General features: G+C 65.7%; 26 protein-coding genes. 13 read left to right on the top strand and 13 right to left on the bottom strand.

Features of this window, described 5'->3' with window-relative positions:
• Positions 1-161: 161 nt before the first annotated feature.
• Together ACREBX_RS02415 and ACREBX_RS02420 are read right to left on the bottom strand one after the other, a co-directional pair.
• The gene (locus tag ACREBX_RS02415) at positions 162-857 is read right to left on the bottom strand and encodes a glutathione S-transferase N-terminal domain-containing protein (protein ID WP_431560160.1); all 696 of its coding nucleotides are present in this window, start codon (positions 855-857) and stop codon (positions 162-164) included.
• On the bottom strand, positions 854-1,141 hold the full coding sequence (locus tag ACREBX_RS02420) for a chorismate mutase (RefSeq protein ID WP_431560161.1): 288 nt from the start codon (positions 1,139-1,141) through the stop codon (positions 854-856). Before ACREBX_RS02420 ends, ACREBX_RS02415 begins: the two co-directional genes overlap by 4 nt.
• Before the next feature lie 108 nt (positions 1,142-1,249).
• Here ACREBX_RS02420 and ACREBX_RS02425 point away from each other — a divergent pair, with 108 nt between their 5' ends.
• The 4 genes from ACREBX_RS02425 (at position 1,250) to ACREBX_RS02440 (ending at position 5,467) form a co-directional block, all read left to right on the top strand.
• Positions 1,250-2,263 carry a polyprenyl synthetase family protein gene (locus ACREBX_RS02425; protein WP_431560162.1) on the top strand — a complete coding sequence of 338 codons (1,014 nt, stop codon included), beginning with the start codon at positions 1,250-1,252 and terminating at the stop codon, positions 2,261-2,263.
• 10 nt (positions 2,264-2,273) lie between these two features.
• Complete coding sequence (locus ACREBX_RS02430; RefSeq protein WP_431560163.1) at positions 2,274-2,660, top strand: DUF1801 domain-containing protein; 387 nt, start codon at positions 2,274-2,276, stop codon at positions 2,658-2,660.
• Positions 2,660-5,122, top strand: a complete 2,463-nt coding sequence (hrpB, locus tag ACREBX_RS02435) for an ATP-dependent helicase HrpB (protein ID WP_431560164.1) — start codon at positions 2,660-2,662, stop codon at positions 5,120-5,122. Before ACREBX_RS02430 ends, hrpB begins: the two co-directional genes overlap by 1 nt.
• Positions 5,123-5,188: 66 nt before the next feature.
• Positions 5,189-5,467: an ETC complex I subunit gene (locus ACREBX_RS02440; RefSeq protein ID WP_431560165.1), complete on the top strand. Its 279-nt coding sequence runs from the start codon at positions 5,189-5,191 to the stop codon at positions 5,465-5,467.
• 103 nt (positions 5,468-5,570) lie between these two features.
• On the opposite strand, the gene ACREBX_RS02445 is transcribed toward ACREBX_RS02440, so the two are convergent.
• The 5 genes from ACREBX_RS02445 to ACREBX_RS02465 form a co-directional block, all read right to left on the bottom strand.
• The gene (locus ACREBX_RS02445) at positions 5,571-5,786 is read right to left on the bottom strand and encodes a DUF4170 domain-containing protein (protein ID WP_431560166.1); all 216 of its coding nucleotides are present in this window, start codon (positions 5,784-5,786) and stop codon (positions 5,571-5,573) included.
• An 86-nt stretch (positions 5,787-5,872) separates the two neighbouring features.
• Positions 5,873-6,250, bottom strand: coding sequence for a hypothetical protein (locus ACREBX_RS02450; protein WP_431560167.1), 378 nt, complete (start codon positions 6,248-6,250; stop codon positions 5,873-5,875).
• Entirely contained in the window at positions 6,231-6,575 is a 345-nt protein-coding gene (locus ACREBX_RS02455) for a hypothetical protein (RefSeq protein ID WP_431560168.1), read from the bottom strand. The genes ACREBX_RS02450 and ACREBX_RS02455 overlap by 20 nt, the downstream gene beginning before the upstream one ends.
• Before the next feature lie 28 nt (positions 6,576-6,603).
• Positions 6,604-7,068 (bottom strand): phage holin family protein, encoded by a 465-nt coding sequence (locus tag ACREBX_RS02460; protein ID WP_431560169.1) that lies wholly within the window; start codon positions 7,066-7,068, stop codon positions 6,604-6,606.
• 7 nt (positions 7,069-7,075) lie between these two features.
• Positions 7,076-7,621, bottom strand: a complete 546-nt coding sequence (locus tag ACREBX_RS02465; RefSeq protein WP_431560170.1) for a hypothetical protein — start codon at positions 7,619-7,621, stop codon at positions 7,076-7,078.
• A 203-nt stretch (positions 7,622-7,824) separates the two neighbouring features.
• Here ACREBX_RS02465 and eno point away from each other — a divergent pair, with 203 nt between their 5' ends.
• The gene (gene eno / locus ACREBX_RS02470) at positions 7,825-9,099 is read left to right on the top strand and encodes a phosphopyruvate hydratase (RefSeq protein ID WP_431560171.1); all 1,275 of its coding nucleotides are present in this window, start codon (positions 7,825-7,827) and stop codon (positions 9,097-9,099) included.
• A 42-nt stretch (positions 9,100-9,141) separates the two neighbouring features.
• Here the strand turns inward: eno and ACREBX_RS02475 are convergent, their stop codons facing one another.
• Complete coding sequence (locus ACREBX_RS02475; RefSeq protein WP_431560172.1) at positions 9,142-10,440, bottom strand: S41 family peptidase; 1,299 nt, start codon at positions 10,438-10,440, stop codon at positions 9,142-9,144.
• A 21-nt stretch (positions 10,441-10,461) separates the two neighbouring features.
• Here ACREBX_RS02475 and ACREBX_RS02480 point away from each other — a divergent pair, with 21 nt between their 5' ends.
• The 7 genes from ACREBX_RS02480 to ACREBX_RS02510 all read left to right on the top strand — a co-directional run bounded on the left by ACREBX_RS02480 (position 10,462) and on the right by ACREBX_RS02510 (position 16,186).
• Complete coding sequence (locus tag ACREBX_RS02480) at positions 10,462-11,121, top strand: helix-turn-helix domain-containing protein (protein WP_431560173.1); 660 nt, start codon at positions 10,462-10,464, stop codon at positions 11,119-11,121.
• A 108-nt stretch (positions 11,122-11,229) separates the two neighbouring features.
• Positions 11,230-11,556: an FtsB family cell division protein gene (locus ACREBX_RS02485; protein WP_431560174.1), complete on the top strand. Its 327-nt coding sequence runs from the start codon at positions 11,230-11,232 to the stop codon at positions 11,554-11,556.
• Positions 11,557-11,806: 250 nt separating this feature from the next.
• Positions 11,807-12,877 carry a pyruvate dehydrogenase (acetyl-transferring) E1 component subunit alpha gene (gene pdhA / locus ACREBX_RS02490; protein ID WP_431560175.1) on the top strand — a complete coding sequence of 357 codons (1,071 nt, stop codon included), beginning with the start codon at positions 11,807-11,809 and terminating at the stop codon, positions 12,875-12,877.
• Position 12,878: 1 nt separating this feature from the next.
• A complete protein-coding gene (locus tag ACREBX_RS02495) occupies positions 12,879-14,264 on the top strand; it encodes a pyruvate dehydrogenase complex E1 component subunit beta (RefSeq protein WP_431560176.1) in 1,386 nt (461 codons plus the stop codon).
• A gap of 168 nt (positions 14,265-14,432) precedes the next feature.
• A complete protein-coding gene (locus ACREBX_RS02500; protein ID WP_431560177.1) occupies positions 14,433-15,032 on the top strand; it encodes a hypothetical protein in 600 nt (199 codons plus the stop codon).
• A gap of 84 nt (positions 15,033-15,116) precedes the next feature.
• Complete coding sequence (cysE, locus tag ACREBX_RS02505; RefSeq protein ID WP_431560178.1) at positions 15,117-15,836, top strand: serine O-acetyltransferase; 720 nt, start codon at positions 15,117-15,119, stop codon at positions 15,834-15,836.
• Positions 15,836-16,186, top strand: a complete 351-nt coding sequence (locus ACREBX_RS02510; protein WP_431560179.1) for a DUF2794 domain-containing protein — start codon at positions 15,836-15,838, stop codon at positions 16,184-16,186. Before cysE ends, ACREBX_RS02510 begins: the two co-directional genes overlap by 1 nt.
• Here ACREBX_RS02510 and ACREBX_RS02515 read toward each other — a convergent pair.
• The gene (locus ACREBX_RS02515) at positions 16,164-17,237 is read right to left on the bottom strand and encodes a hypothetical protein (RefSeq protein WP_431560180.1); all 1,074 of its coding nucleotides are present in this window, start codon (positions 17,235-17,237) and stop codon (positions 16,164-16,166) included. The two genes, ACREBX_RS02510 and ACREBX_RS02515, sit on opposite strands and share 23 nt — an antisense overlap.
• A 268-nt stretch (positions 17,238-17,505) precedes the next feature.
• On the bottom strand, positions 17,506-18,408 hold the full coding sequence (locus ACREBX_RS02520) for an SDR family oxidoreductase (protein WP_431560181.1): 903 nt from the start codon (positions 18,406-18,408) through the stop codon (positions 17,506-17,508).
• A gap of 199 nt (positions 18,409-18,607) precedes the next feature.
• Here ACREBX_RS02520 and ACREBX_RS02525 point away from each other — a divergent pair, with 199 nt between their 5' ends.
• The gene (locus tag ACREBX_RS02525; protein WP_431560182.1) at positions 18,608-19,969 is read left to right on the top strand and encodes an OprO/OprP family phosphate-selective porin; all 1,362 of its coding nucleotides are present in this window, start codon (positions 18,608-18,610) and stop codon (positions 19,967-19,969) included.
• 207 nt (positions 19,970-20,176) lie between these two features.
• On the opposite strand, the gene ACREBX_RS02530 is transcribed toward ACREBX_RS02525, so the two are convergent.
• The 3 genes from ACREBX_RS02530 to ACREBX_RS02540 form a co-directional block, all read right to left on the bottom strand.
• Complete coding sequence (locus tag ACREBX_RS02530) at positions 20,177-21,433, bottom strand: adenosylmethionine--8-amino-7-oxononanoate transaminase (RefSeq protein ID WP_431560183.1); 1,257 nt, start codon at positions 21,431-21,433, stop codon at positions 20,177-20,179.
• 132 nt (positions 21,434-21,565) lie between these two features.
• A complete protein-coding gene (gene bioD / locus ACREBX_RS02535) occupies positions 21,566-22,174 on the bottom strand; it encodes a dethiobiotin synthase (protein WP_431560184.1) in 609 nt (202 codons plus the stop codon).
• A complete protein-coding gene (locus ACREBX_RS02540; RefSeq protein ID WP_431560185.1) occupies positions 22,171-23,307 on the bottom strand; it encodes an 8-amino-7-oxononanoate synthase in 1,137 nt (378 codons plus the stop codon). The genes bioD and ACREBX_RS02540 overlap by 4 nt, the downstream gene beginning before the upstream one ends.
• Between the last annotated feature and the right edge of the window lie 98 nt (positions 23,308-23,405).

Below are 23,405 nucleotides of genomic sequence, written 5' to 3' on the forward strand. Positions count from 1 at the left end.
GGTATCCCCTCCCGCAAGCGGGAGGGGCAGCGAGGCTTGCCAGCTTGCTGGCTAGCCGCAGCGGGGTGGGCCATAGCAACGTCGCTGCCCACCCCCGACCCCTCCCGCCTGCGGGAGGGGAGAAGAAGGGCCACTACACAGTCGTTAGTTGCCGCTCGCCTTTAGGTTGCGGTGACTTCCAGCCCGCGCTGTACGCCGGGGCGAGCGAGGCCCGCATCGAGCCAGCGCTGGACACGCGCGAACCGGTCGAAGCTGACGATTTCGCGCGCTTCGTAAAAACCGATGAGGTTGCGGACCCAGCCGAGCAATGAAATGTCGGCGATGCTATAGTCGTCGCCCATGACCCACGTCCGCTCCGCCAGCCTCTCGTCGAGCACCCCAAGCAATCGCGCGGATTCGGCCGCGTAGCGGTCGCGCGGGCGCTTGTCCTCATATTCGCGGCCGACGAATTTGTGGAAGAAACCGAGCTGGCCGAACATCGGGCCGACGCCGCCCATCTGCCACATCACCCACTGGATCGTTTCGTAGCGCGTCGCCGGGTCGGCCGAAAGAAACAGCCCGCTTTTGTCGGCGAGGTAGATCAGGATCGCGCCCGATTCGAATAGCGCGAGCGGCTTTCCGCCCGGGCCGTCGGGATCGTAGATCGCCGGGATTTTGCCATTGGGATTGAGTGCGAGGAAGGCCGGATCATGGCTCTCGTTGGCCATGATGTCGATCCGGTGCGGTTCATAAGGAAGGCCGGTTTCCTCGAGCATGATGCCCGCCTTCACACCGTTCGGCGTCGGCGCGGAGAACAGCTGAATCCGGTCGGGATGCTGCGCGGGCCAGCGTGCGAAGATCGGATGGTCGACGCTCACGCGCCCTGCTCCCGCTTGGCCTTCTGATGGTGGCGGATCACTTCGTCGATGATGAAGCGCAGGAACTTCTCGGTGAAATCGGGGTCAAGGTCGGCATCGCGGGCCAGCTCACGCAGCCGTTCGATCTGGCGCTCCTCGCGGCCGGGGTCGGCGGGGGGCAGGCCCTCGCGCGCCTTGAGCTCGCCCACTGCCTTGGTCACCTTGAACCGTTCGGCGAGCATATAGACGAGCGCCGCGTCGATATTGTCGATGCTCTGGCGATAGCGGCTCAGTTGGTCGTCCATGGGTGCGCGATTCCTCTCTTCTCCGGCACGCTTGGCACCGGCAAGGGGGCAGTGGCAAGCCGAAAGTCGTTGCAAAATCGTGACTGCGGCGCCAAGGCTCGCCGCGTTATGACTGCGAAAATTCATCAGCTCCACGGCGACCGGTCGCCCTCGCTCGACCCGATGATGGCGCTCGTCGCCGCCGACATGAACGAGGTGAATTCGGTCATTCTCGACCGGATGCAGTCCGAAGTGCCGCTGATCCCCGAACTCGCGGGTCACCTGATCGCGGGTGGGGGCAAAAGGATGCGCCCGATGCTGACGCTCGCGTGCGGCAAGCTGCTCGACTATCCGGGTCGCCGTCACTGCAAGCTCGCCGCCGCCGTCGAGTTCATCCACACCGCGACCTTGCTTCACGACGATGTCGTCGACAAATCGGACCTGCGCCGTGGGCGCAAGACCGCGAACCTCATCTGGGGCAACAGCGCCTCGGTGCTCGTCGGCGATTTTCTGTTCAGCCGTGCGTTCGAGGTGATGGTCGAGGACGGCTCGCTGAAGGTGCTCAAGATCCTCAGTCGCGCCTCGGCGGTGATTGCGGAGGGTGAGGTCAACCAGCTCTCCGCGCAGCGCCGGATCGAAACGAGCGAGGATCAGTATCTCGCGATCATCAACGCCAAGACCGCCGAACTATTCGCTGCGGCGTGCAAGATCGCCGCGATCGTCGCCGAGCGCGACGAGGCGACCGAAGCCGCGCTCGACACCTATGGCCGCAACCTCGGTATCGCCTTCCAGCTTGTCGACGATGCGATCGATTATGTTTCGGACGCCGAAACGATGGGCAAGGGCGTCGGCGACGACTTCCGCGACGGCAAGGTCACGCTGCCCGTCATCCTCGCCTATGCGCGCGGCAGCGCCGAGGAGCGCGAGTTCTGGAAGCTTGCGATCACGGGGCACAAGACTTCGGACGAAGATCTCGCTTATGCGACGAGCCTGCTCCACAAGCACGACACGATCGCCGACACGCTCGCGCGCGCACGCCATTATGGTCAGCGTGCAGTCGACGCTATCGGGGGTTTCAGCGCCAGCCAGGCGAAGTCGGCGCTGACCGAAGCGGTCGCCTTCGCCGTCGCGCGCGCCTATTGAGGCGGCGCCGATGGCGATGATGGGCCCAGCGGCGGAAAGCCCCGACGCCTATATCGCCGCGCTGTCGGGCTGGCAGCGCGAACGCTGCGAAATGATGCGCGCGGCGATTTTGCGCGCGGCACCCTTCGAAGAGACGATCAAATGGACCAACCTCGTCTTTCTGGGCAACGGTCCGTGCATCCTGATCCGCGCCGAGGAGTATCGCGTGCTGCTCGGTTTCTGGCGCGGCAAAAGGCTGCGCGATCTGGAACCACGGATCAAGGCGAGCGGCAAATATGAGCTCGGCAATCTGGTGATGGTCGAGGCGACCGAGATGTCGCCGGAAACGGTCGAGACGCTTGCCGCCGAAGCCTTTCGCCTGAACGCCGAACTGGGCAACCCCGCGGCGCGGACCTGATGCAGCCACTCCCGATCGACATCGTACTGCCCGATATCATGGCGGCGCTGGCGCTGAAGCCCAATGCGGTCGTCGTTGCGCCGCCGGGCGCCGGCAAGACGACGCGCGTCGCGCCCGCGATCCTCGACCAGCCGTGGTGCAAGGGCGCAGTGTGGCTGCTCTCGCCGCGCCGGCTCGCGGCGCGCGGGGCGGCGGAGCGGATCGCCGAGGAGATGGGCGAAGCGGTCGGCGGGCGCGTCGGCTATGCGACGCGGCTCGACAGCAAGCAATCGGCGGCGACGCGGCTGCTGGTGATGACGCCCGGCCTGTTCCGCAACCGCATCCTCGCCGATCCCGAGCTTCATGGCGTGTCGGCGGTGCTCTTCGACGAAGTGCATGAACGCAGCCTCGACGGCGATTTCGCGCTCGCGCTTGCGATCGACGCGCAGCAGGGGCTGCGCGATGACCTTCGCCTCGTCGCGATGTCGGCGACGCTCGACGGCGCGCGCTTCGGCGCCTTGCTCGGCAACGCGCCGGTGGTGAGGAGCGAGGGCAAGATCTGGCCGCTCGACCTGCGTCATATCGGCCGGCGCGCCGAGGACCGGCTGGAGGCGTCGGTGCTCGCGGCGGTGCGGCAGGCGCTCGCCGACCAGGCCGAGGGCGATATGCTCGCCTTTCTGCCCGGCGCCGCCGACATCGAACGCGCCGCGACCGCGGCCCTGGACGCGCGGCTGCCGCTCGCCGTCCACCGCCTGCACGGCCAGATCGATCCGGCGCTGCAGCGCAAGGCGCTCGTCCGCGACCCCGACGGGCGGCGCAAACTGATCCTCGCGACGAGCATCGCCGAAACCAGCCTGACGATCGACGGCGTGCGCATCGTCATAGACGCGGGCCTGTCGCGCCGTCCGCGCTTCGACAAGGCGGCAGGCATCGCGCGCCTTGTCACCGAGCGCGCGAGCCAGGCGTCGGCGACGCAGCGGGCGGGCCGCGCCGCCCGGCAGGGGCCGGGTGTTGCGTACCGATTGTGGGAGGCCGCAGCGACCGCGGGCATGCCGCCGTTCGATCCGCCCGAAATTCACGAGAACGACCTGATGCCCGTCGTGCTCGACTGCGCGAGTTGGGGCATCGTCGATTCGCGCCAATTGGGCTGGCTCGACCCGCCATCGCCTGCCGCGATTTCGGAGGCGAAGGCGCGGCTTCAGGCGATCGGTGCGTTGGCCGACGATGGCCGTATCACCGCGCATGGCAAGGCGCTCGCCGCCATCCCGCTGCCGGTGCCGCTCGCGCATATGCTGCTCGACGCGGCGCGCGCGGCGGAGGCCGAGATGGCGGGGCGGCTCGCGGTGCTGCTGACCGAGCCGGGGCTCGGCGGCCGCGGCGTCGATGTCGAGGCGCGGCTCGGGCGCTGGCGCGGACAGCAGGGCGAGCGATCGGAGGGCGCATGGCGGCTCGCACGCCGTCTTGCGACCATCGGGGAGAAGCTCGCGGCCGAGACCGACGATGTCGAACCGCGCTCGATCGGCGGCTGGATCGCGACCGCCTGGCCCGACCGCGTCGCGCGCCAACGGGCAGGGCAACGCGGCGAATATCTGAGCGTCGGCGGGCGCGCCTATCGCATCGATGCGGTCGACCCGCTCGCGGGCAGCGAGTGGCTCGCGATCGCCGATGCGCAGGGCCATGCCGCCGGCGTGCGCATCCTCGCCGCCGCGCCGATCTCACAGGCCGAGGTCGAGGCGCTTTTCGCCGACCGCATCGCCCAGCATTCGGCGAGCAGTTACGACAGCACGAATGACCGCGTCGATCATCGCCGCGAACGGCGGCTCGGCGCGATCGCGCTGACGAGCGGGCAGGCGGGGCGCAGCGAAAATGCGGAGGACGATATTGCGGTGCGCATGGCGGCGGTGCGCGGCAAGGGGCTGGGACTGATCGGCTGGGGGCCGGCGGCGCAGGCGCTGCGCCAGCGCGCCTCCTATGCGGGGATCGACGCGCTATCGACTGGCGCGCTCGCCGACAGCCTCGAACTCTGGCTCGAGCCATTACTCACGGGGTGCCGCGGCCTCCGCGACATCGGCGACCGCAAGCTGACCGACGCGCTGATGGCGACGCTCGACTGGACGGCGCGGCAGCTTCTCGAAAAGCATGCGCCCGCCGACTATACGACGCCCGTCGGCAGCCGGCATCCGATCGACTATGGCGCCGATGGTGGACCGACGGTCAGCGTGCGCGTGCAGGAGCTGTTCGGGCTTGCGCGCCATCCGACGATCGGCGATCCGCCGGTGCCGCTGGTGCTCGCGCTGACTTCGCCCGCGCACCGCCCCATCCAGACGACGCGCGACCTCGTCTCCTTCTGGAGCGGCAGCTGGCACGATGTGGCGCGCGAGATGCGCGGGCGCTATCCCAAGCATAGCTGGCCCGACGATCCGGCGAACGCGCGGCCAAGCTTGATGACCAAAGCGGCGCAGGCGCAGCGCGATGCGCAATAGACCTCTTTTCGTAGGGCTGGGTTGGCGCTAAGGCGGCGGAGCAAGCCCCAGTTACAGGACATCCCGATGACAGCGCGTATCTTCCAGAAGCCCAAGAATGCCATGCAGTCGGGGCGTGCCGGGACGCAGCGCTGGATGCTGGAATTCGCCCCCGCCGAAGCGCGCAAGGCCGATCCGCTGATGGGGTGGGCGGGCAGCGGCGACACGCAGCGCCAGCTGCGCCTTGGTTTCGCCAGTCAGGAAGAGGCTGTCGCCTACGCCGAGCGTAATGGCATCGAGGTCGAAGTGACCGCGCCCCCCGTGCGCACGCTCAAGATCCAAGCCTACGCCGACAATTTCCGTTAAATTCCCAGCCTCGTCATTGCGAGCGAAGCGAAGCAATCCAGGGCGGTTTACGCGCGCTCTGGATTGCCGCGTCGCTTCGCTCCTCGCAATGACGGGGTAATATTTACTCCGCGTCCGGCTGCAGCAGCTTGTGCAAATGGACGACGACATATTTCATTTCGGCATCGTCGACTGTGCGCTGCGCGGCGCTGCGCCACGCCTTTTCGGCCGACTTGTAGTCGGGATAGAGTCCGACGACGTCGAGATTGTGAAGGTCGGTAAAGTCGAGACCCTGCGGATCGCTGACGCGTCCGCCGAAAACCAGGTGAAGCTTGCTCATCTTCGGATTCCTGCCGGTAAAAGTCTTGGGGAGGGGAAGCGCAGCCCCCTATTCCGCAACGGGCGAATAAGCAAGTAAGCTGTCTTTCAGCTGTCGGGATCGTCCTTGCGGCCGCCCGAACCGGACTTCGGCAGCAGCGAGCCGAGCAGCGCGCCGATCGCGACGGCGCCGGCGACCAGAGCCAGCGGCTGCTTTTCGGCCGCGTCCTTGAGCTTGCTGTTCGCGCGTTTCGCCTGCGCCTTGCCCTTCTCATAGACCTCGCCAGCGGCTTCGCGCGCGACGCCGGCCTGTTCGCTCGCCTTGGCTGCGAGGTCTTCGGTCGCAGCGCGCGCGCGACCATAGCCGTCCTGAATGCGCGCCTTCGCCGCCTCGGCGGTCAGCCGCGCGTTTTCGGCGGTTTTCTCCGCAAGTTCACTCGCTTTTGCACGCGTCTCGCGGGCGGTTTCACCGAACGGCTTCATCATCTTCCTCCACATTTTCGATGTCACCCTCGTCCGCCGGTTCATCGGAGGAACGAAAATGATCGGCGACGTCTGTCGCCAGGTCCTGAATCTTTTGCACCAGCCGCGGCGCATGTTCCTTGATCGGTTCGCGCAGCAGCCATGCGACGCCCGCCACCGCCGCGATCGCGATCGGCAGGCGGTTGTTGCGAAATTGCTCCTGCACCGCGTGGGCGGTGTCGTCGACCTTCTCGCCGATCCGGTACTTGCCACGATCGAAGAGCGCGCCGGGTTTGAGCGCCGCGCGCGCGACGTCAAGCCGGCGGTGCAGTTCGGCGCGCTGGAGCATCGAACGGCGCGCCGCGGCGATCAGGCGATTACGCGTCCGCGGCATCGTCGATCCCTTCGTTCGTCAGGTCGCGGCGGAGCGCGGTACGGATGTCGCCATAGCTGAGCTGCGCACGCCATCCGGCAAACGCGGCGATGGCGAGCAGCACGGCGACAACTATCAATGTCGCGACGAACGGCCCGACGTGCGGCGCGAGCGCAAGGATTGCTCCGAATGCGAGCGCCAGCATCGCGATGCCGAGCGCGCAGGCCGCTATCGTTCCCCACGCCGCGGTCCAGCTGACGCCGTGCAGCGCCAGCTCGCCGCGCGCCTCGATCAGTGCAAGCTCCGCCCGTGCCGTCGCCGAAAGATTGTCGACGACATCGCCGACAATCTTTTCGAGCGGAACGGGCGGCGGCGTGACCGGACGCCCGTCGGGCGCATAGCCGTGGCTTATACCGTCAAAGCTGCGCGCGTCAGGCGCCGGCGGGGTATTCGGGTCTGAAGATGGCAACGGCCTGTCAATCGTTCGAGTTGCCCTTGAGCATCCGGGCGAGCACAAAGCCGATCACCGTGGCGGCGCCCACGGCGATCGCCGGGTTCTTCTTGACCATGTCGCGGGTCGATGCGGCGAGCTCGTCAAGATCCTTCTTGTCGAGCGTCGTGGCAAGACCGGCGACGGTCGTGGCGGCCGAACGGGCATAGTCGCCGTACTGCTTGCCGAATTTCTTGTCGACGGTGCCGGCGCTGTCCTCGAGCATCTTGGCGAGGTTGCCGACGGCTTTGGCGGCCTTGTCCTTGCCCTTGGTCGCGGCTTTGCGCGCCTCGGTCGACGCCTGATCGGCGAGCGTCGAAGCGTCAGCCTTCAGCGAGGCCGCCTTCTTCGATGCTTCGGATTTGATGGTGTCGCGCGTCGCGGCGATCTGGTCGCGGATCGGATGATCCTTCGCGGCCTTCGCAGCCACTGGCTTGCGCGCGGGCGCAGCCTTGGTCGCTGCGGGCTTTGCGGGCGCCTTGGGGCGGGGAGCGGCGGCTTTCTTGGTCGCGGGAGTAGCGGCTTTGGCCATCGGTTCGTCCTCTTCTCTTATGGCGGGTGCCGCATTCGCGGGCATCCCTTTTTGGTCCTGCCATAATATATAGCAAGGCGCGCCTAATGGTTCCATAGGCCCGCAAAATTCCTATGCAACGGTTGCACTAAGGGCATGGCGCCGATAACAGGCGGGCGCCTTTCTCCATCGGCCCGTCACCGGCCGCCAGCAGGACATTTTTCATGACCGCCATCATCGACATTCACGGCCGCGAAATCCTCGACAGCCGGGGCAATCCCACCGTCGAAGTCGATGTGCTTCTGGAGGACGGCAGCTTCGGCCGCGCCGCGGTGCCCTCGGGCGCCTCGACCGGCGCGCACGAGGCGGTCGAGCTGCGCGACGGCGACAAGAGCCGTTATCTCGGCAAGGGCGTGATCAAGGCGGTCGCTGCGGTCAACGGCGACATCGCCGAAGCGTTGATCGGTCTCGATGCCGAGGACCAGCGCGAACTCGACCAGGCGATGATCGACCTCGATGGAACCCCGAACAAGAGCCGCCTCGGCGCCAACGCCATCCTCGGCGTCAGCCTCGCCGCCGCGAAGGCTGCCGCCGATGCGCGCGGCCTGCCGCTCTATCGTTATGTCGGCGGCGTGTCGGCGCGCACCTTGCCGGTGCCGATGATGAACATCATCAACGGCGGCGAGCATGCCGATAATCCGATCGACGTGCAGGAATTCATGATCATGCCCGTCGGCGCCGGCAGCATCGCCGAAGCCGTGCGCTGGGGCAGCGAGATTTTCCACACGCTGAAGAAGGGCCTGTCGGCAAAGGGCCTCGCAACCGCGGTCGGCGACGAAGGCGGCTTCGCCCCGAACCTCGCCTCGACCCGCGCTGCACTCGACTTCATCGCCGCATCGGTCGATCAGGCGGGCTTCAAGCTCGGCACCGACGTCGTGCTCGCGCTCGATTGCGCCGCGACCGAATTCTTCAAGAACGGCAAGTACGAGATCAGCGGCGAAGGCTTGTCGCTCAGCCCCGAACAGATGGCCGAATATCTCGCGGCGCTCGTCAAGGATTACCCGATCAAGTCGATCGAGGACGGGATGAGCGAAGATGATTTCACCGGCTGGAAGGCGCTCACCGACCTCGTCGGCGACAAGTGCCAGCTCGTTGGCGACGACCTGTTCGTCACCAACCCGTTGCGGCTCGAACAGGGCATCAAGGACGGCCTCGCCAACTCGCTGCTCGTCAAGGTCAACCAGATCGGCACGCTGTCGGAAACGCTCGACGCCGTCGATATGGCGCACCGCGCGCGCTACACCGCGGTGATGTCGCACCGTTCGGGCGAGACGGAGGATTCGACGATCGCCGACCTCGCGGTCGCGACCAACTGCGGCCAGATCAAGACCGGCAGCCTCGCGCGTTCGGACCGGCTCGCCAAGTACAACCAGCTCATCCGCATCGAGGAAGAACTGGGCAACATGGCGCGTTACCCGGGGACGGCGATTTTCGGGTGAGCGAGCGAAGCGTGCCGGTTCCGTTGGCTCGGCGTTGAGGCGTCAACGCGGATAATCGAGGGTAAGCGGGCTTCCCGGGCGCAATAAATATAAGCCGTCATTCCCGATTTTGACGCGGAAAGTGTCATCGTCTTCCGCTTCGAACAATCCCCCGGCGCCGAGCGGCTTGAGTTGCCGCGGTTCGCGGTCGGGACGGATCAGCCATAAGGCCGAACCGCGAAGTTCGATCTTCGCGGCGCCATACTGGCCCGCGAAGGCCGAGAGTTCGGTCGGGGCTGGCGCATAACCGGTGCGTTGCGCCGCCAACCGGTCGCGTGCCCAGACAATAAAGTCCTTTTCGATCCCGGCGGGCGTGACCGGCAGCAGCCGGGCGAGGGCGAGGTCATAGGCGGTTTCCAGCGCCTCCGGCGCCGGAACCTCGACAGTCGGGGCAACGCCCGTGCCTTCCCAGTCGCGCTTGCCGATGGGATCCTGCGTATATCCGAGCGGCACCGAGAGGCGGAAGAATGGCGGCACCGCGGTGTCGTCCGAAAAATGGGCCGCACCCTCGGTCCGTTCGCCCACCAGTTCGCCGAGTTTGAATTGCCCGATCGTATAAGCAAATGCTTCGGCGGCAGAGCGCGAGCTATGGTTGACCAGCACATATAGGGGAATGCCGGTCAGTCGCCCGCTCGGGAGGTTAAGCTGCGATCGGACCTGTACGTCGGCGCTGCCGGGGGTAATCAGGGTGGTCATCAGCGTATCGGGGGCGAAGAAATGGCTCCGCAGATAATCAAGCGCGTTGGTGTCGCCCCCCCGATTGCTGCGCAGGTCGATGATGATCGCTCGCCCGTCTTTCAAGAAGCGCGCCGCGTCGTCATAGGCCCGCGCTGTCTCGACCGGATTCCAGAAAAAGCCGACGATCTTCAGATATCTTACATTCCCTGGCAAAAGCCGTGTTTCGACCAGTCCGTGATTGAAGTCGCGCGCATGCTGCGCTTCGAAGACATTGGATGCCGCGATCGCGGCCTGATCCGGCAAGGCCGTCGCCGCGCGATACCATTCGGGCTCGAACCGAAAATAGAGGTGCGTGTCATTTGCGACCGTCTGCATGTCCTCGGTAATCAGCGACGCAAATCGCGCGGGATCGTCGGTTCGATATCGCGCTTTCGACGAATCGAGCCTGGCCAATATCGCGGGAACGCGTTCGGAATCTATATAGGCCCGGGCTAGCCGAGCCTTGATGGCTTGCAGCGCCGCGTCGCGCGTTGCGGTGGTCAGGATGGGTGCCGTTACCGGTGCCCCTGCTGCCGGTTCGGCCAGCGCGACCGGCGAAAAGCACAGGCCCGGGACGAACATCATTGCCAAAAGCATGGGGCGACTGTGCATATCAATCACTTTCCCGGGTTGGTCGTTGGTGGCAAACCGCGCTATCGCAGTTATCCAGTGGTCGGCTTTAGTATGAGCAATATATTGCGCAGTCAACGTCATGTATCGGACAGGTCCGATGTGCTTGCCAATGTTGGGAAAAACCTGCGCAGATTGCGCGATGAAAGGGATTTGAGCCAAACCGCCTTGGCCCAGATGTCGGGACTCAGCCGGCGAATGATTTCCGCCATCGAGGGAGGAGAGACGAACGTCAGCCTGGCCAGCATTGATCGACTCGCCGTAGCCCTGTCGGTCACGTTTTCCGAGATTGTCCGGCCGCCAGATGCTGCCGATGGCAGGCGGGTGAACAGCCTTGCTTGGCAGGGGAAGGCCGCGGGCAGCGAGGCCAGGTTACTGGGAACCGCTCCGTCGACGAAGGAGACCGAATTGTGGTTGTGGTCGCTTGGTCCGGGCGATAGCCATCGGTCGGAAGCGCATTCGGAGATCGGCCACGAGATGATTTTTGTCGTCGACGGCCTATTGATAATTGAATTCGGCAATGACGAGTTTCATGTTGCTGGCGGCGATTTCAAGATATTCTCAAGCGCTTCGCCCTGCACATTCATCAACAGACAGCCGACGCCCGTTCGTTTCGTCCGATGCGTGGTCCTCTAGCACGGTCGCGTCGGCCATGGTCCCGTTCGCTTTTTTGAAATGGAAAAGGGTGCAAAACCCGCACCTGGCGCCTTGACGCCGCGAATCAACTCTGATTCAAGGGCCGGAATGACGCAGCGCCACAAATTCCGTAAATCGATGCACCGGGCCGCCGGTCCCGCCATCGCGGTGATGGTGGTGCTGGCGATGATCGGCTACATCATTTTCGGTCCGACCGGGCTTTACGCTTGGGGCGACTATGGCCAGTCGGTCGAGAAAAAGCGCGTCATATTGAGCGAGCTGACCAAGAAGCAGACCGAGCTGCAGAACCGCGTCAACCTGCTCGACCGTCGCCGCGTCGATCCCGATCTGGCCGAGGAATATGTCCGCGAGAAGCTCGGCGCCTATCACCCCGACGAGGTGATCATTCCGATGGAACCCGACGCGAAGCCCTGAGCGAACCAAGCCCTCTCCTTCAGGGGAGGGCAGCGAGACTTATGAACTTGTTCATTAGTCGCAGCGGGTGGGGGCCATCGGCCTTGCGCGAGGCCGATGGCCCCCACCCCAACCCCTCCCCTGAAGGGGAGGGGCTTAATCTGCATACGTAAATAGGGTCTCGCCCCCTCCCATGGTGGGCGTTGCCAAGTGCGTCGCCGCTCTCCTATATGGCGGCTTGCCGTAACGGCTAAATGCAAAGGAACCCGTCTTGGCCAAAGCACCCGCGCGCACCTCCCCCGCGCCAAAAAAGACTGCATCCACCCCGGCCGCCGCGAGCAACCGCGAGCAACCGCGCGAACCCGTCCCCTATGACGCGACGCCCGAAGAGCTGGAAAAATTCTATCGCGAGATGCTGCTCATCCGCCGTTTCGAAGAGAAGGCGGGGCAGCTTTACGGCCTCGGCCTGATCGGCGGTTTCTGCCACCTGTACATCGGTCAGGAAGCCGTCGCGGTTGGCCTGCAATCGGCGCTCGACGGCGACAAGGACAGCGTGATCACCGGCTACCGGGACCATGGCCACATGCTCGCTTACGGCATCGACCCCAAGGTCATCATGGCCGAGCTGACGGGGCGTCAGGCCGGCATCTCGAAGGGCAAGGGCGGCTCGATGCACATGTTCAGCGTCGAGCATAAATTCTATGGCGGCCACGGCATCGTCGGCGCGCAGGTGTCGCTCGGCACCGGTCTTGCCTTCGCGCACAAATATCGCGGCGACGGCGGCGTGGCGATGGCCTATTTCGGCGATGGCGCATCGAACCAGGGCCAGGTCTACGAAAGCTTCAACATGGCCGAGCTGTGGAAGCTGCCGATCATCTTCGTGATCGAGAACAACCAGTACGCGATGGGCACGTCGGTCAACCGCTCGTCGGCCGAGGACCAGCTTTATCGCCGCGGCGAAAGCTTCCGCATTCCCGGCATGCAGGTCGACGGCATGGACGTGCTCGCGGTGCGCGGCGCCGCCGAAACGGCTCTCGAATGGGTGCGCGCGGGCAAGGGGCCGGTGCTGATGGAGCTCAAAACCTATCGCTATCGCGGCCATTCGATGTCCGACCCCGCCAAATATCGCAGCCGCGAGGAAGTGCAGGCGGTGCGCGACAAGAGCGATTCCATCGAACATTTGAAGAAGCTGATGACCGATGCGGGCATCGCCGAAGACAAGTTCAAGGAAATCGACAAGGAAATCCGCGCAATCGTGGCCGAGTCCGCCGACTTTGCGGAAAGCGCGCCCGAACCCGAACTTCATGAACTTTATACCGACGTGCTGGTGGAGCAATATTGAGATGGCCATCGAATTGAAAATGCCGGCACTGTCGCCGACGATGGAAGAAGGCACGCTCGCCAAGTGGCTCGTCAAGGAAGGCGACACGGTGAAGTCGGGCGACATTCTCGCAGAGATCGAAACCGACAAGGCGACGATGGAATATGAAGCGATCGACGAGGGCATAATCGGCCAGATCCTGATCGCCGAGGGCACCGACAATGTGAAGGTCGGAACCGTGATCGCGACGATCATGGGCGAGGGTGAAGAAGCGGCCGCGCCGGCGCCTGCCGCCGCGCCGGCTGCTGCACCCGAACCCAAGGCCGAAGCGCCGGCTCCGGCTCCGGCGCCCGCCGCCGCTCCCGCTGCGGCCCCCGCCGCAGCAGAGCGCGCGTCGGATCCCGCGATCCCCGAAGGCACCGCAATGGTCCGCCTGACCGTCCGCGAAGCGCTGCGCGACGCGATGGCCGAGGAAATGCGCAAGGACGACCGCGTCTTCGTGATGGGTGAGGAAGTCGCCGAATATCAGGGCGCGTACAAGGTGACGCAGGGCCTGCTCCAGGAATTCGGGGCGCAGCGCGTCGTCGACACCCCGATCACCGAATATGGCTTCGCTGGCCTCGGCGCAGGCGCCGCGATGGGCGGCCTCAAGCCGATCATCGAGTTCATGACCTTCAACTTCGCGATGCAGGCGATCGACCACATCATCAACTCGGCGGCGAAGACCAACTATATGTCGGGCGGCCAGATGCGCTGCCCGATCGTGTTCCGTGGTCCGAACGGCGCCGCGGCGCGCGTCGGCGCGCAGCACAGCCAGAATTTCGCACCCTGGTACGCGAGCGTCCCCGGCCTGATCGTGATCGCGCCCTATGACGCCGCCGATGCCAAGGGGCTGATGAAGGCTGCGATCCGCACCGAAGACCCGGTCGTCTTCCTCGAGAACGAGCTGCTCTATGGCCGCAGCTTCGACGTGCCCGAGGTCGAGGATTTCGTCCTGCCGATCGGCAAGGCGCGGATCATGCGGGCCGGCAGCGACGTCACGATCGTCAGCTATTCGATCGGCGTCGGGCTCGCGCTCGAAGCCGCCGACGAGCTGGCGGGCGAAGGCATCGACGCCGAAGTCATCGACCTGCGCACGCTGCGCCCACTCGATACCGCGACGGTCCTCGCCAGCCTCAAGAAGACCAATCATCTGGTCATCGTCGAGGAAGGCTGGCCGACCTGCTCGATCGCCAGCGAACTCGCGATGGTCGCGATGGAGCATGGCTTCGACGATCTCGACGCACCGGTGATGCGCGTGTGCAACGAGGATGTGCCGCTGCCCTATGCGCACAACCTCGAAAAGCTGGCGTTGATCGATACGCCGCGCGTCGTCGCAGCCGTGAAGGCGGTCCGCAATCGCGCCTGATTCCTGCGCCCCTGCGAAGGCAGGGGCCCATCTCCCGCTATAGCGGCTTTTAGCCGACGTGCCGGGTGACGATAGCTTAGGAGATGGGCCCCTGCCTTCGCAGGGGCACGGTGTATATTTAATGTGATGCTTGATTCTAATGCAGCGGAGGGCGCGACCTACCCCGATATGCGCGACCCGCGCGTGATGGTCTCCGTACCGCACGCGCGGCGCGCCGCGATGTTGGCGCTGTGGGGATTGGCGGCGCGGCTGACCAAGCTGCTGCTCGACGCGCGCGAGCCGTTGATCGGGCAGATCAAGCTCGCCTGGTGGCGCGACATGGCGGCGATGATCGCGAGCGATTCCGATGCGCTGCCCAAAGGCGAGCCGCTGTTGGCCGAGCTTCAGGCGACATGGGCAGGGCAGGGCGGTCTCGACGCATTGGTCGACGCCGCCGAGGCAATGCTGCTCGCCGATAGCGATGCCGAGCGGCGCGCCGCATCCGAGAGCTTTGGCGGGCAGCTTTTTAGCCTGTCCGGCGGCGATGAGGCCGGCGGAAAACGCTGGGGCCTCCTGTGGGGCGCGGGGGTCGAGGACGGCGAGCGCGAGGCACGCGATCTTCTCGGCGACGCAAAGATTCTTGCCGCGCCACCGCGCCGGGTTTTCGCCGGAAACCGTTCGCTTCTGATGCTCGACCGCTGGGCCGCGGCGATCGCCCGAACCGACGGCGAACGGAACCTGCGAAACGAGGGTCTGCTCCTCCTGCGCATCGGCCTTTTCGGCCGCTGACGACTAAAAACGCGTCGGGGGTGGAAATAGCGCCTCCAAACAACTATCTTCGCCAGAACAAACGGGGTCGCAGGGGACAATGCGATGTTCAACGGGCTGGTCGCCTATCTCGATTCGATCAAGGCGCGCGACCCTGCGCCGCGGTCGCGTTGGGAAATTCTACTCTATCCCGGCCTTCTGGCGGTCGGCATGCATCGCATCGCGCACTGGCTGTTCGAAGCGCGGCTGTTCTTCCTTGCGCGCTTCGTCAATCACCTGTCGCGCTTCCTGACCGCGGTCGACATCCATCCGGGGGCGCAGATCGGCCGGCACCTGTTCATCGATCATGGCTTTGGCGTCGTGATCGGCGAGACCGCCGAGATCGGCGACAATGTCTCCATCTATCAGGGCGTGACGCTTGGCGGCACCGACCCCGCGAACGGCATCGGCGGCAAGCGCCACCCGACGCTCGCCGACGATGTGATCGTCGGATCGGGCGCCCAGATCCTCGGTCCGATCACCGTCAACCAGCGTGCCCGCGTCGGCGCCAACGCCGTGGTGACCAAGGACGTGGCCGAGGGCGCGGTGATGGTCGGCATCCCGGCGCGCTCGACCTTGCTCGACGCCAGCGAATATGCGCGCGAGTTCGTGCCCTATGGCACACCGTGCAGCGAGACGTTCGACCCTGCGACGCAGAAGGTCGAACTGCTGCAATGCCAGCTCGATCTGATGCAAAAGCAGCTGAAGGAATTGCTCGACGAACGCGAACTCGCGGGCGAGGATGATGAAGCACCGCGGCGCAAAGGGAGCCGGACCGGCGCCTGATGGGCACCGTGACGCCTCTACCGTTCGGCAATAACAGAGCGGTTCCGCAGCAAACCGGCTTCGAGCGCCCCGAATTGATCCGCATCCTCGATCTCTACGGCCGCATGGTCGCCGCGGGGCACTGGCGCGATTATGCGATGGATTTCCACCGCGACGCCGCCATCTTCTCGGCCTTCCGCCGCGCCGCCGAGCGCCCCGAATATCGCATAGAAAAACGCCCCGCCTTGCGGAGCCGGCAGGGCATGTGGGCCCTTGTCTCCGAAGCCGGGGCGATTTTGAAGCGCGGGGACGAGCTGTCGAACGTGCTCGCCCCCGTCGAACGCAAGCTTATGAAGCTGGTATCGGACTGACCGGACGGATCGTCGTGGGCAGCTGGTTCGCGAGATTGTCGGGCAGGAAGCCGACCACCACCGCCCGCGCATTCTGCCAGAAGGCGGAGAGCAGCAGCAGCGCCGATCCGATGACGAACGCCGTCAGCGCGACATTGAGTTCGACCGCGCCAAAGGTGTTGAACAGCTGCGTCATCGCGAACAGCACATAGGCGAGCGCCGAGACGAGCAGCGCGCGGCGATCGATCGCGAGTGCGATCAGGCCGAACAGAATATAGACGCCGATCACCATCACCGCCGCAGCGCTGCCGATGTCGTCGCCGCGCGTCACCCCGAGCAGGTGGAAGATCGGATGCGCGATCATCGGCGCGGCGAGCAGGTGGAGCCAGAAGGCGACGTCGCTGCGGCGCGTCTGGCGCACCCGGTCGCTGCGGTCCCACCACATGGCGAGCGCGAAGACACCAAGCCCGGCGATCAGCACGAGCACCATCGGCAGTGTGCCGTCGGGGCTGGGCATTCCGGTTATCGCGAGCACGAGCGCGACCGCTGTCGCGGCGAGCGCGGCGGTCCCGGCGGCGACGGTGATCGGCACCATGAAGCGCTTCCAGTGCGCCCAGGTCGCGCCGGCGGTCACGAGCGCCATGGCGCCGATGAGGATCGCGCCGGTCGTTTCGCCGGGGTCCCTGCCGAAGATGGATTCGCCATGTTCGACGAGGAAACCGACCATCGTCGCGAACACGCCGCCCGCAAAGGCGAGGACGAGGACGATGCTGGGCAATGCCATGCGGCGTTTGCGGGTGAAATATTCGGCGAGGGACCACGCCGAGGCGGCAACGAACGCGCCGCCGAGCGCGGTATGGATCGAGGCGCCGATCCAGCCGACCGCGACGAGCAGGATCACCGCGGCAATGCTGACAAAAATATCGTTGAAGCCCGTAATCAGGCGGAATGATTCCTCATCCGCTCCGGGGGCGGCGCGCACCGATGCGATATGCGACCGGAAAGCCAGCGCGGCCTCCGGCGTCAGTACCTTTGCATCGACCGCGGCTTGCAGGTCGGTTTCACTATACATCGGGGTCGTCCTTCTGTCCGATCCCCTTGCCCCGCGATGTTTATGGCATAGGCGTGTTAGTGTGTCAATACAGCGTGGCGGTGCGACAATCCTTCACCCTTGATGGGGGAAGGATATGCAGCCTTATCGCGAAGCAATTAGGCGACGTTGGATGGGGTGATGTCGCGGCCTCGCGCGTCGCTTCAGGCCGAACCCCACCCCCACCGCTGCGACTAGGCAGCAAGCTGCCAAGCCTCGCTGCCTCCCCCATAAAGGGGGAGGGGGTTATTCAGCCCAGCGCCATCAATGCCTTCATGACATTCATCGACTGCTCGCTGCCCGACTGCGGGACGATTTCGCCATTGCGGTCGATGATCTTCTCCCACGCCGCTGCGACACCCTCGGGGGTGCGCTCGCCCTCGGGCAGCGCGACGCCCGGGGTCATGGTGACAAAAGCGGCGTGATAGGCACCCGCGCCCGCGCCGATGATCATGTTGGTCGGGGCGTCTTCGCTGACCAGATAGAGCGCGGCCGGAACGACATTCTCGGGGGTGAATTTTTCGAACAGTTCGGCGGGGAAGATGTCTTCGGTCATCCGCGTGCCCGCGACCGGGGCGATCGTGTTGCAGCGGATGTTATATTTCGCGCCTTCGAGGTGAAGCGTCTTGGTCAGGCCCGCGAGGCCCAGCTTCGCCGCGCCATAATTGGCCTGGCCGAAATTGCCGTAGAGGCCGGTCGACGACGCGGTCATCAGGATGCGGCCATAGGCTTGTTCGCGCATCAGGTCCCAGCACGCCTTGGTGACATTGGCGCTGCCGCTGACATGGACTTTCAGCACCAGGTCGAAATCGGCGGGCTCCATCTTGGCAAAGCTCTTGTCCTTGAGGATGCCGGCGTTGTTGATCAGAACGTGGACGCCGCCCCATTCTTCCTTCGCCTTGGCGACCATTTCGACCATCTGGTCGTATTCGGTGACGCTGCCGCCGTTCGAGATCGCGGTGCCGCCCGCGGCGCGGATTTCCTCGACGACCTGCAGCGCGGCATCCGAATGGCCGGTGCCGTCGCGCGATCCGCCGAGGTCGTTGACGACCACCTTGGCGCCGCGGCGGGCGAGTTCGAGCGCATAGGCGCGGCCAAGGCCGCCGCCGGCGCCTGTAACAATAGCAACACGGCCGTCAAATTTGATCGTCATGATGGTCTCCCGGAAGGGGGCGCCCGGTAAAAGGTTGCCCGAAAAAACTGGAACGTCCTTAGCCGTTCGCACCCCGCTGGCAAGAGGGAGAGAAAAAGCGGGCATTGAAACAAAAATGTCATCCAAATGACGTGCATCTGTCATGTAAGCGTCATAGCAGCGCCGTCAGATTGTCACCTTTCGCAACGGAGCAACCCTCATGCGCCACGCTATCACCGCCGCCTTGCTGGCAACGTCGATGTTCAGTTTGCCGACCGCCGCCCACGCGCAGGCGATGACGGTCGAAGAGGCGGCGCAACTGCGCGCCGAACTCGCGGCGCTGAAGGCCAAGGTGCAGACGCTGGAGACGCGGCTCGATACCGCGACTGCGCCGCCGGCGCCCGCACCGGCTCCGGTGACGACGCCCGCGCCGCCTTCGGTGACCGCGAAGCCCGCGACCGAGATCAGCTGGAAGGGCGCGCCCGAGATCAAGACCGCCGACGGCTGGAGCTTCAAGCCGCGCGGCCGTATCCAGCTCGACGTTGCGAGCATCGATGCGCCCGCGGGCGTCACCGGCATCCGCGGCGGCACCGCGACCGAATTTCGCCGCGTCTATCTGGGCGTTGATGGCAAGATCCCCGGGGGCTTCTCCTATCGCATCGAAGCCGATGTCGCGAACAGCAGCGTTGAATTGACCGACGTCTATTTGAGCTATGGCACGGGCCCGCTGTCGGTGACCGCAGGCCAGATCAAGCCGTTCACTGGCCTTGACGACATGACGAGCGATCTTTTTACCAGCACCATGGAGCGCGCGGCCTTCGTGTCGGCGTTCGGTTTCGAGCGCCGCGTCGGACTTTCGGCGCAATATAAGGGCAAGGCGCTGTTGCTGCAGGGCGGCGTGTTCGGCGACAATGCCGTCGACCTTTCCGATAGCAACCACAGCATGAGTTTCGACGGACGTGTCGTGTTCATGCCGAAACTCGGCAATACGCAGCTTCATCTTGCCGCATCGGGCCATTTCCGCGACCCCAATGATCCCGCGGCGACGGGTCGGTATCGCGCGCGGCCCTTCGTTCACACGACCGACGTCCGCCTCGTCGACACCGGCCTTATCGACGTATCAAAGGAACGCGGGCTGGGGCTGGAAGGCGCCGTTCTTTCCGGGCCGTTCCATGCTGCGGGCGAAGCCTATTGGCATACGGTCAAGCGCACGGGCGCTTCCGATCCGACCTTCTTCGGCGGCTATGCCGAGGTCGGCATGGTGCTGACGAAGGGGGATGCACGCGGGTACAAGGATGGCGCCTTCGACCGGCTGAAGCCGTCGAAGCCGATCACCGCCGGCGGCATCGGCGCGATCGAAGTCAACGCGCGCTACGATCATCTCGACCTCAACGATGCCGGCATCGTCGGCGGGCAGCAAAAAACGGCGCTGATCGGCCTGGTCTGGTCGCCGATCGACTATATCCGCATCACCGCGAACTACGGCAAGCTATGGATCGACGATGCGCGCATCCCGACGGCGACGGGTGACCGGAGTTATACGGCCGATACGTTCGGGCTGCGCACGCAGGTCGATTTCTGATCCTGCGGCGGCTTTGGGGTGGATTGCGGACGTACCGATCCTCCCCATTTGTGGGGAGGTGGCAGCGCGAAGCGCTGACGGAGGGGGCTGGCGCCCGCCCGCAACGTCGCTTCAGGCCGCCAACCCCCTCCACCACCTTCGGCGGTCCCCCTCCCCGCAAGCGGGGAGGACCTTTACGGCTGCAACCGGTCGCTAGCCGCCCTTGCCTTATACCGCGTCGAGCGATGCGCTGATCGCATCCCACACCTGCGCCAGCTCGCCGGGCGTGATGCAATAGGGCGGCATGACGTAGAGCGTGTTGCCGAGCGGGCGGAGGAGGACGCCGTGGTCGCGGTAGAAGGCGATCAGGCGCGGGGCGAGGTTCGAGAGATAGCCCGAGTCCGGAACGACGATGTCGAGCGCGGCGATGGTGCCGAGGCGGCGGGGGTTGGCGACGCGCGGGTCGTGGCTGAGGAGCGACAGATGCGCGGCCTGCGCATCGGCGAGGGTGTCGATGCGCTGCTGCACGGGCTCGTCGCGCCAGATTTCGAGGTTTGCGTTGGCGGCGGCGCAGGCAATCGGGTTCGCGGTGTAGCTCGACGAATGATAGAAGGTCCTGGCGCGGTCGGTCGAGAAATGGGCCTCGAAGATCGGTTCGATGCAGAGGGTGACCGCGAGCGGCAGTGCGCCGCCGGTCAGCCCCTTCGACAGGCAGACGATGTCGGGGATGACGCCCGCCTGATCGCAGGCGAAGCGCGTTCCGGTGCGGCCCCAGCCGGTCATCACCTCGTCGGCGATGAAGAGGACGCCGTGGCGCGCGCAGATGCTGCGCATCTCGGCGAGCACCCAAGCGGGATAGATGAGCATGCCGCCGGCGCCGAGGATAAGCGGTTCGACGATGAAGGCGGCGGGTTTGGCTGCACAGGCGGCTTCGAGCGCGTCGAGTGTGGCTTGTTCGAGCCCTTCGCGCGGGAAGGGGATGGTGTCGACGTCGAACAGCAAAGGCTGCCAGGCGCGGTTGTAGACGCCGCGCTCGCCGACCGACATCGTGCCGATCGTGTCGCCGTGATAGCTGTGTTCGAGGACGAGGATGCGGCTGCGCGCCTCGCCGATGTTGTACCAGTAACCGAGCGCCATCTTGAGCGCGACCTCGACGCTGGTCGAGCCCGAGTCCGAGAAGAAGACGCGGGTGAGCGGATCGGGGGTGATGCGGACCAGTTCGGCGGCGAGGCTTTCGGCGGGCTCGTGCGTCCAGCCGGCGAAGATGAGCTGGTCGAGCTTTTCGGACTGCGCACGGATCGCAGCCATGATGCGCGGGTGGGCGTGGCCGTGGGTGGTGACCCACCAAGAGGAGATGGCGTCGATCCAGCTTTGGCCGTCGGCGGCATGGAGTTTGGCGTCTTTGGCGTGCGAAATCAGCGGGATGGTGTCGCCGAGACCGTGCTGGGTGAAGGGGTGCCAGACGGGGGAGGGGTTTGTGGTCATGCGCGCGCCTTACACCTCTTCGTCATTCCCGCGAAAGCGGGAACCCGGTTCTGCCCTCGCGTTTCAGATTGCCACCCTGCGGGTGGGTTTTTTCGTTAAGCTGGGTTCCCGCTTTCGCGGGAATGACGAAAATTATTGGAAGTCGGCGAGGTCGAAGTTCGCCTTGAACGCCTCGGCCAACGTTTCGCTCGTTAGCGGGGCGATGACGGGGAGGCGACCCAGCCGGCGAACGCCGCCGAGCTGGGCAATCGTCGCCTCGCTGTCCTCCACCGCGTCGCCGAGGAAGGCGAGACCGTGGATCGGGACGCCGCGCGACTTAAGCGCCTCGATCGTGAGCAGGCTGTGGTTGATCGTGCCGAGCGCGGTGCGCGCGCAGACGATGACGGGGGTCTGCCATTTGGCGAACAGGTCGGCGTAGAGGGTGGTGCGGGTGACGGGGACGAGCGCGCCGCCGGCGCCTTCGACGATGAGGTTGCCGGGGGGTGGGGTCAGCATTTCGATGTCTATGTTAACGCCGTCAATTTCGGCGGCGCGATGCGGCGAGGCAGGGGTGACGAGGCGGTAGGCTTCGGGGTGGATCGCCACGCCGACGAGGCGCGCGACGGTCTCGCTGTCGGTTTCTTCTTCGAGCCCCGACTGGATCGGTTTCCAGTAAGGCGTGCCGGTCGCTTGCGCCAGAGCCGCGGAAAAGATGGTTTTTCCGATGCCGGTGTCGGTGCCGGTGACGACGAAACGCGTCATGCCGCGGCCATCGCCTGCGCCAATGCATCGGCCATATCGTCGATGTTAGCTTCGTCAACATTGAGCGTGATCGCGATGCGCAGGCGGGCGGTTCCCGGCGCCACGGTGGGCGGGCGGATGCCGCGGATGTCGAAGCCGGCGTCGCGCAATTGGCCCGCGATGCGCATCGTGCGGTCGTTGTCGCCGATGATCACGGGCAGGATCTGGGTGCCGCTGGCGGGGATGCCGAGCGGGACGAGGCGTTCGGCGGCGTGGCGGACGAGGCTGTGGAGGCGCGCCTGGCGTTCGGGTTCGTTCGCGACGATCTCGATCGCCTGGCGGACGAGCCACGCCATCAGCGGTGAGGGCGCGGTCGAGAAGATGAAGGGGCGGCCGCGGTTGACGAGGAAGTCGGTGGCGATCGCGGGGGCGCAGAGCAAGGCGCCCTCGGCGCCGAGCGCCTTGCCGCAGGTGTGGAGGGTGACGAGGTTGTCGCGGCGCGGCAGGGCGTGCGCGAGCCCGGTGCCGCCGGGGCCGAAAACGCCGGTCGCGTGCGCTTCGTCGACGACGAGCACCGCGTCGTGGCGGTCGGCGACGGCGGCGAGGTCGGCGAGCGGGGCGCGGTCGCCGTCCATGCTGTAGAGGCTTTCGACCGCGATCCACGGCGTCCCGGCGCCGCCACCGGCGCGCCAGCGCGCGATGATGTCGTCGAACGCCTGCGCGTCGTTGTGCGCGGCGGCGATGCTTCCCGCGCGGCCGAGCTTCATGCCGTCGTGCGCGCTGGCGTGGATCAGCTCGTCATGGACGACGAGGTCGCCGCGCTGGGGCAGCGCCGCGAACAGCGCGGCGTTGGCGGCGAAGCCGGTGGGGAAGAAGAGCGCGGCTTCGCTGCCGTAGTGGCGCGCGGCGTGGGCTTCGAGCGCCTCATGCTCGGCGTGATTGCCGCGGAGCAGACGCGAGCCGCCCGAGCCCGCGGGCAGACCGCGCTCGATGCCTGCGGCGAGCGCGGCGCGGAGCGCTTCGCTATCGGCGAGGCCGAGATAGTCGTTCGACGCGAAATCGCGCCCGGCGCGCGGCGCGAGGGTGCGGCGGCGGCTGTCATGCGCGAGCGCCGCGAGGTCGGCGCGATGGGCGGTGAAGGGAGAGTTTGTCATTCTGTCCTATCCTTCGTCATTGCGAGCGGAGCGAAGCAATCCAGAGCGGTGCAAGGTAGCCCTGGATTGCTTCGCTCCGCTCGCAATGACGCGGTTTA

Origin of the sequence: Sphingopyxis sp., from assembly GCF_050725655.1 — a bacterium.
Lineage (GTDB): Bacteria > Pseudomonadota > Alphaproteobacteria > Sphingomonadales > Sphingomonadaceae > Sphingopyxis.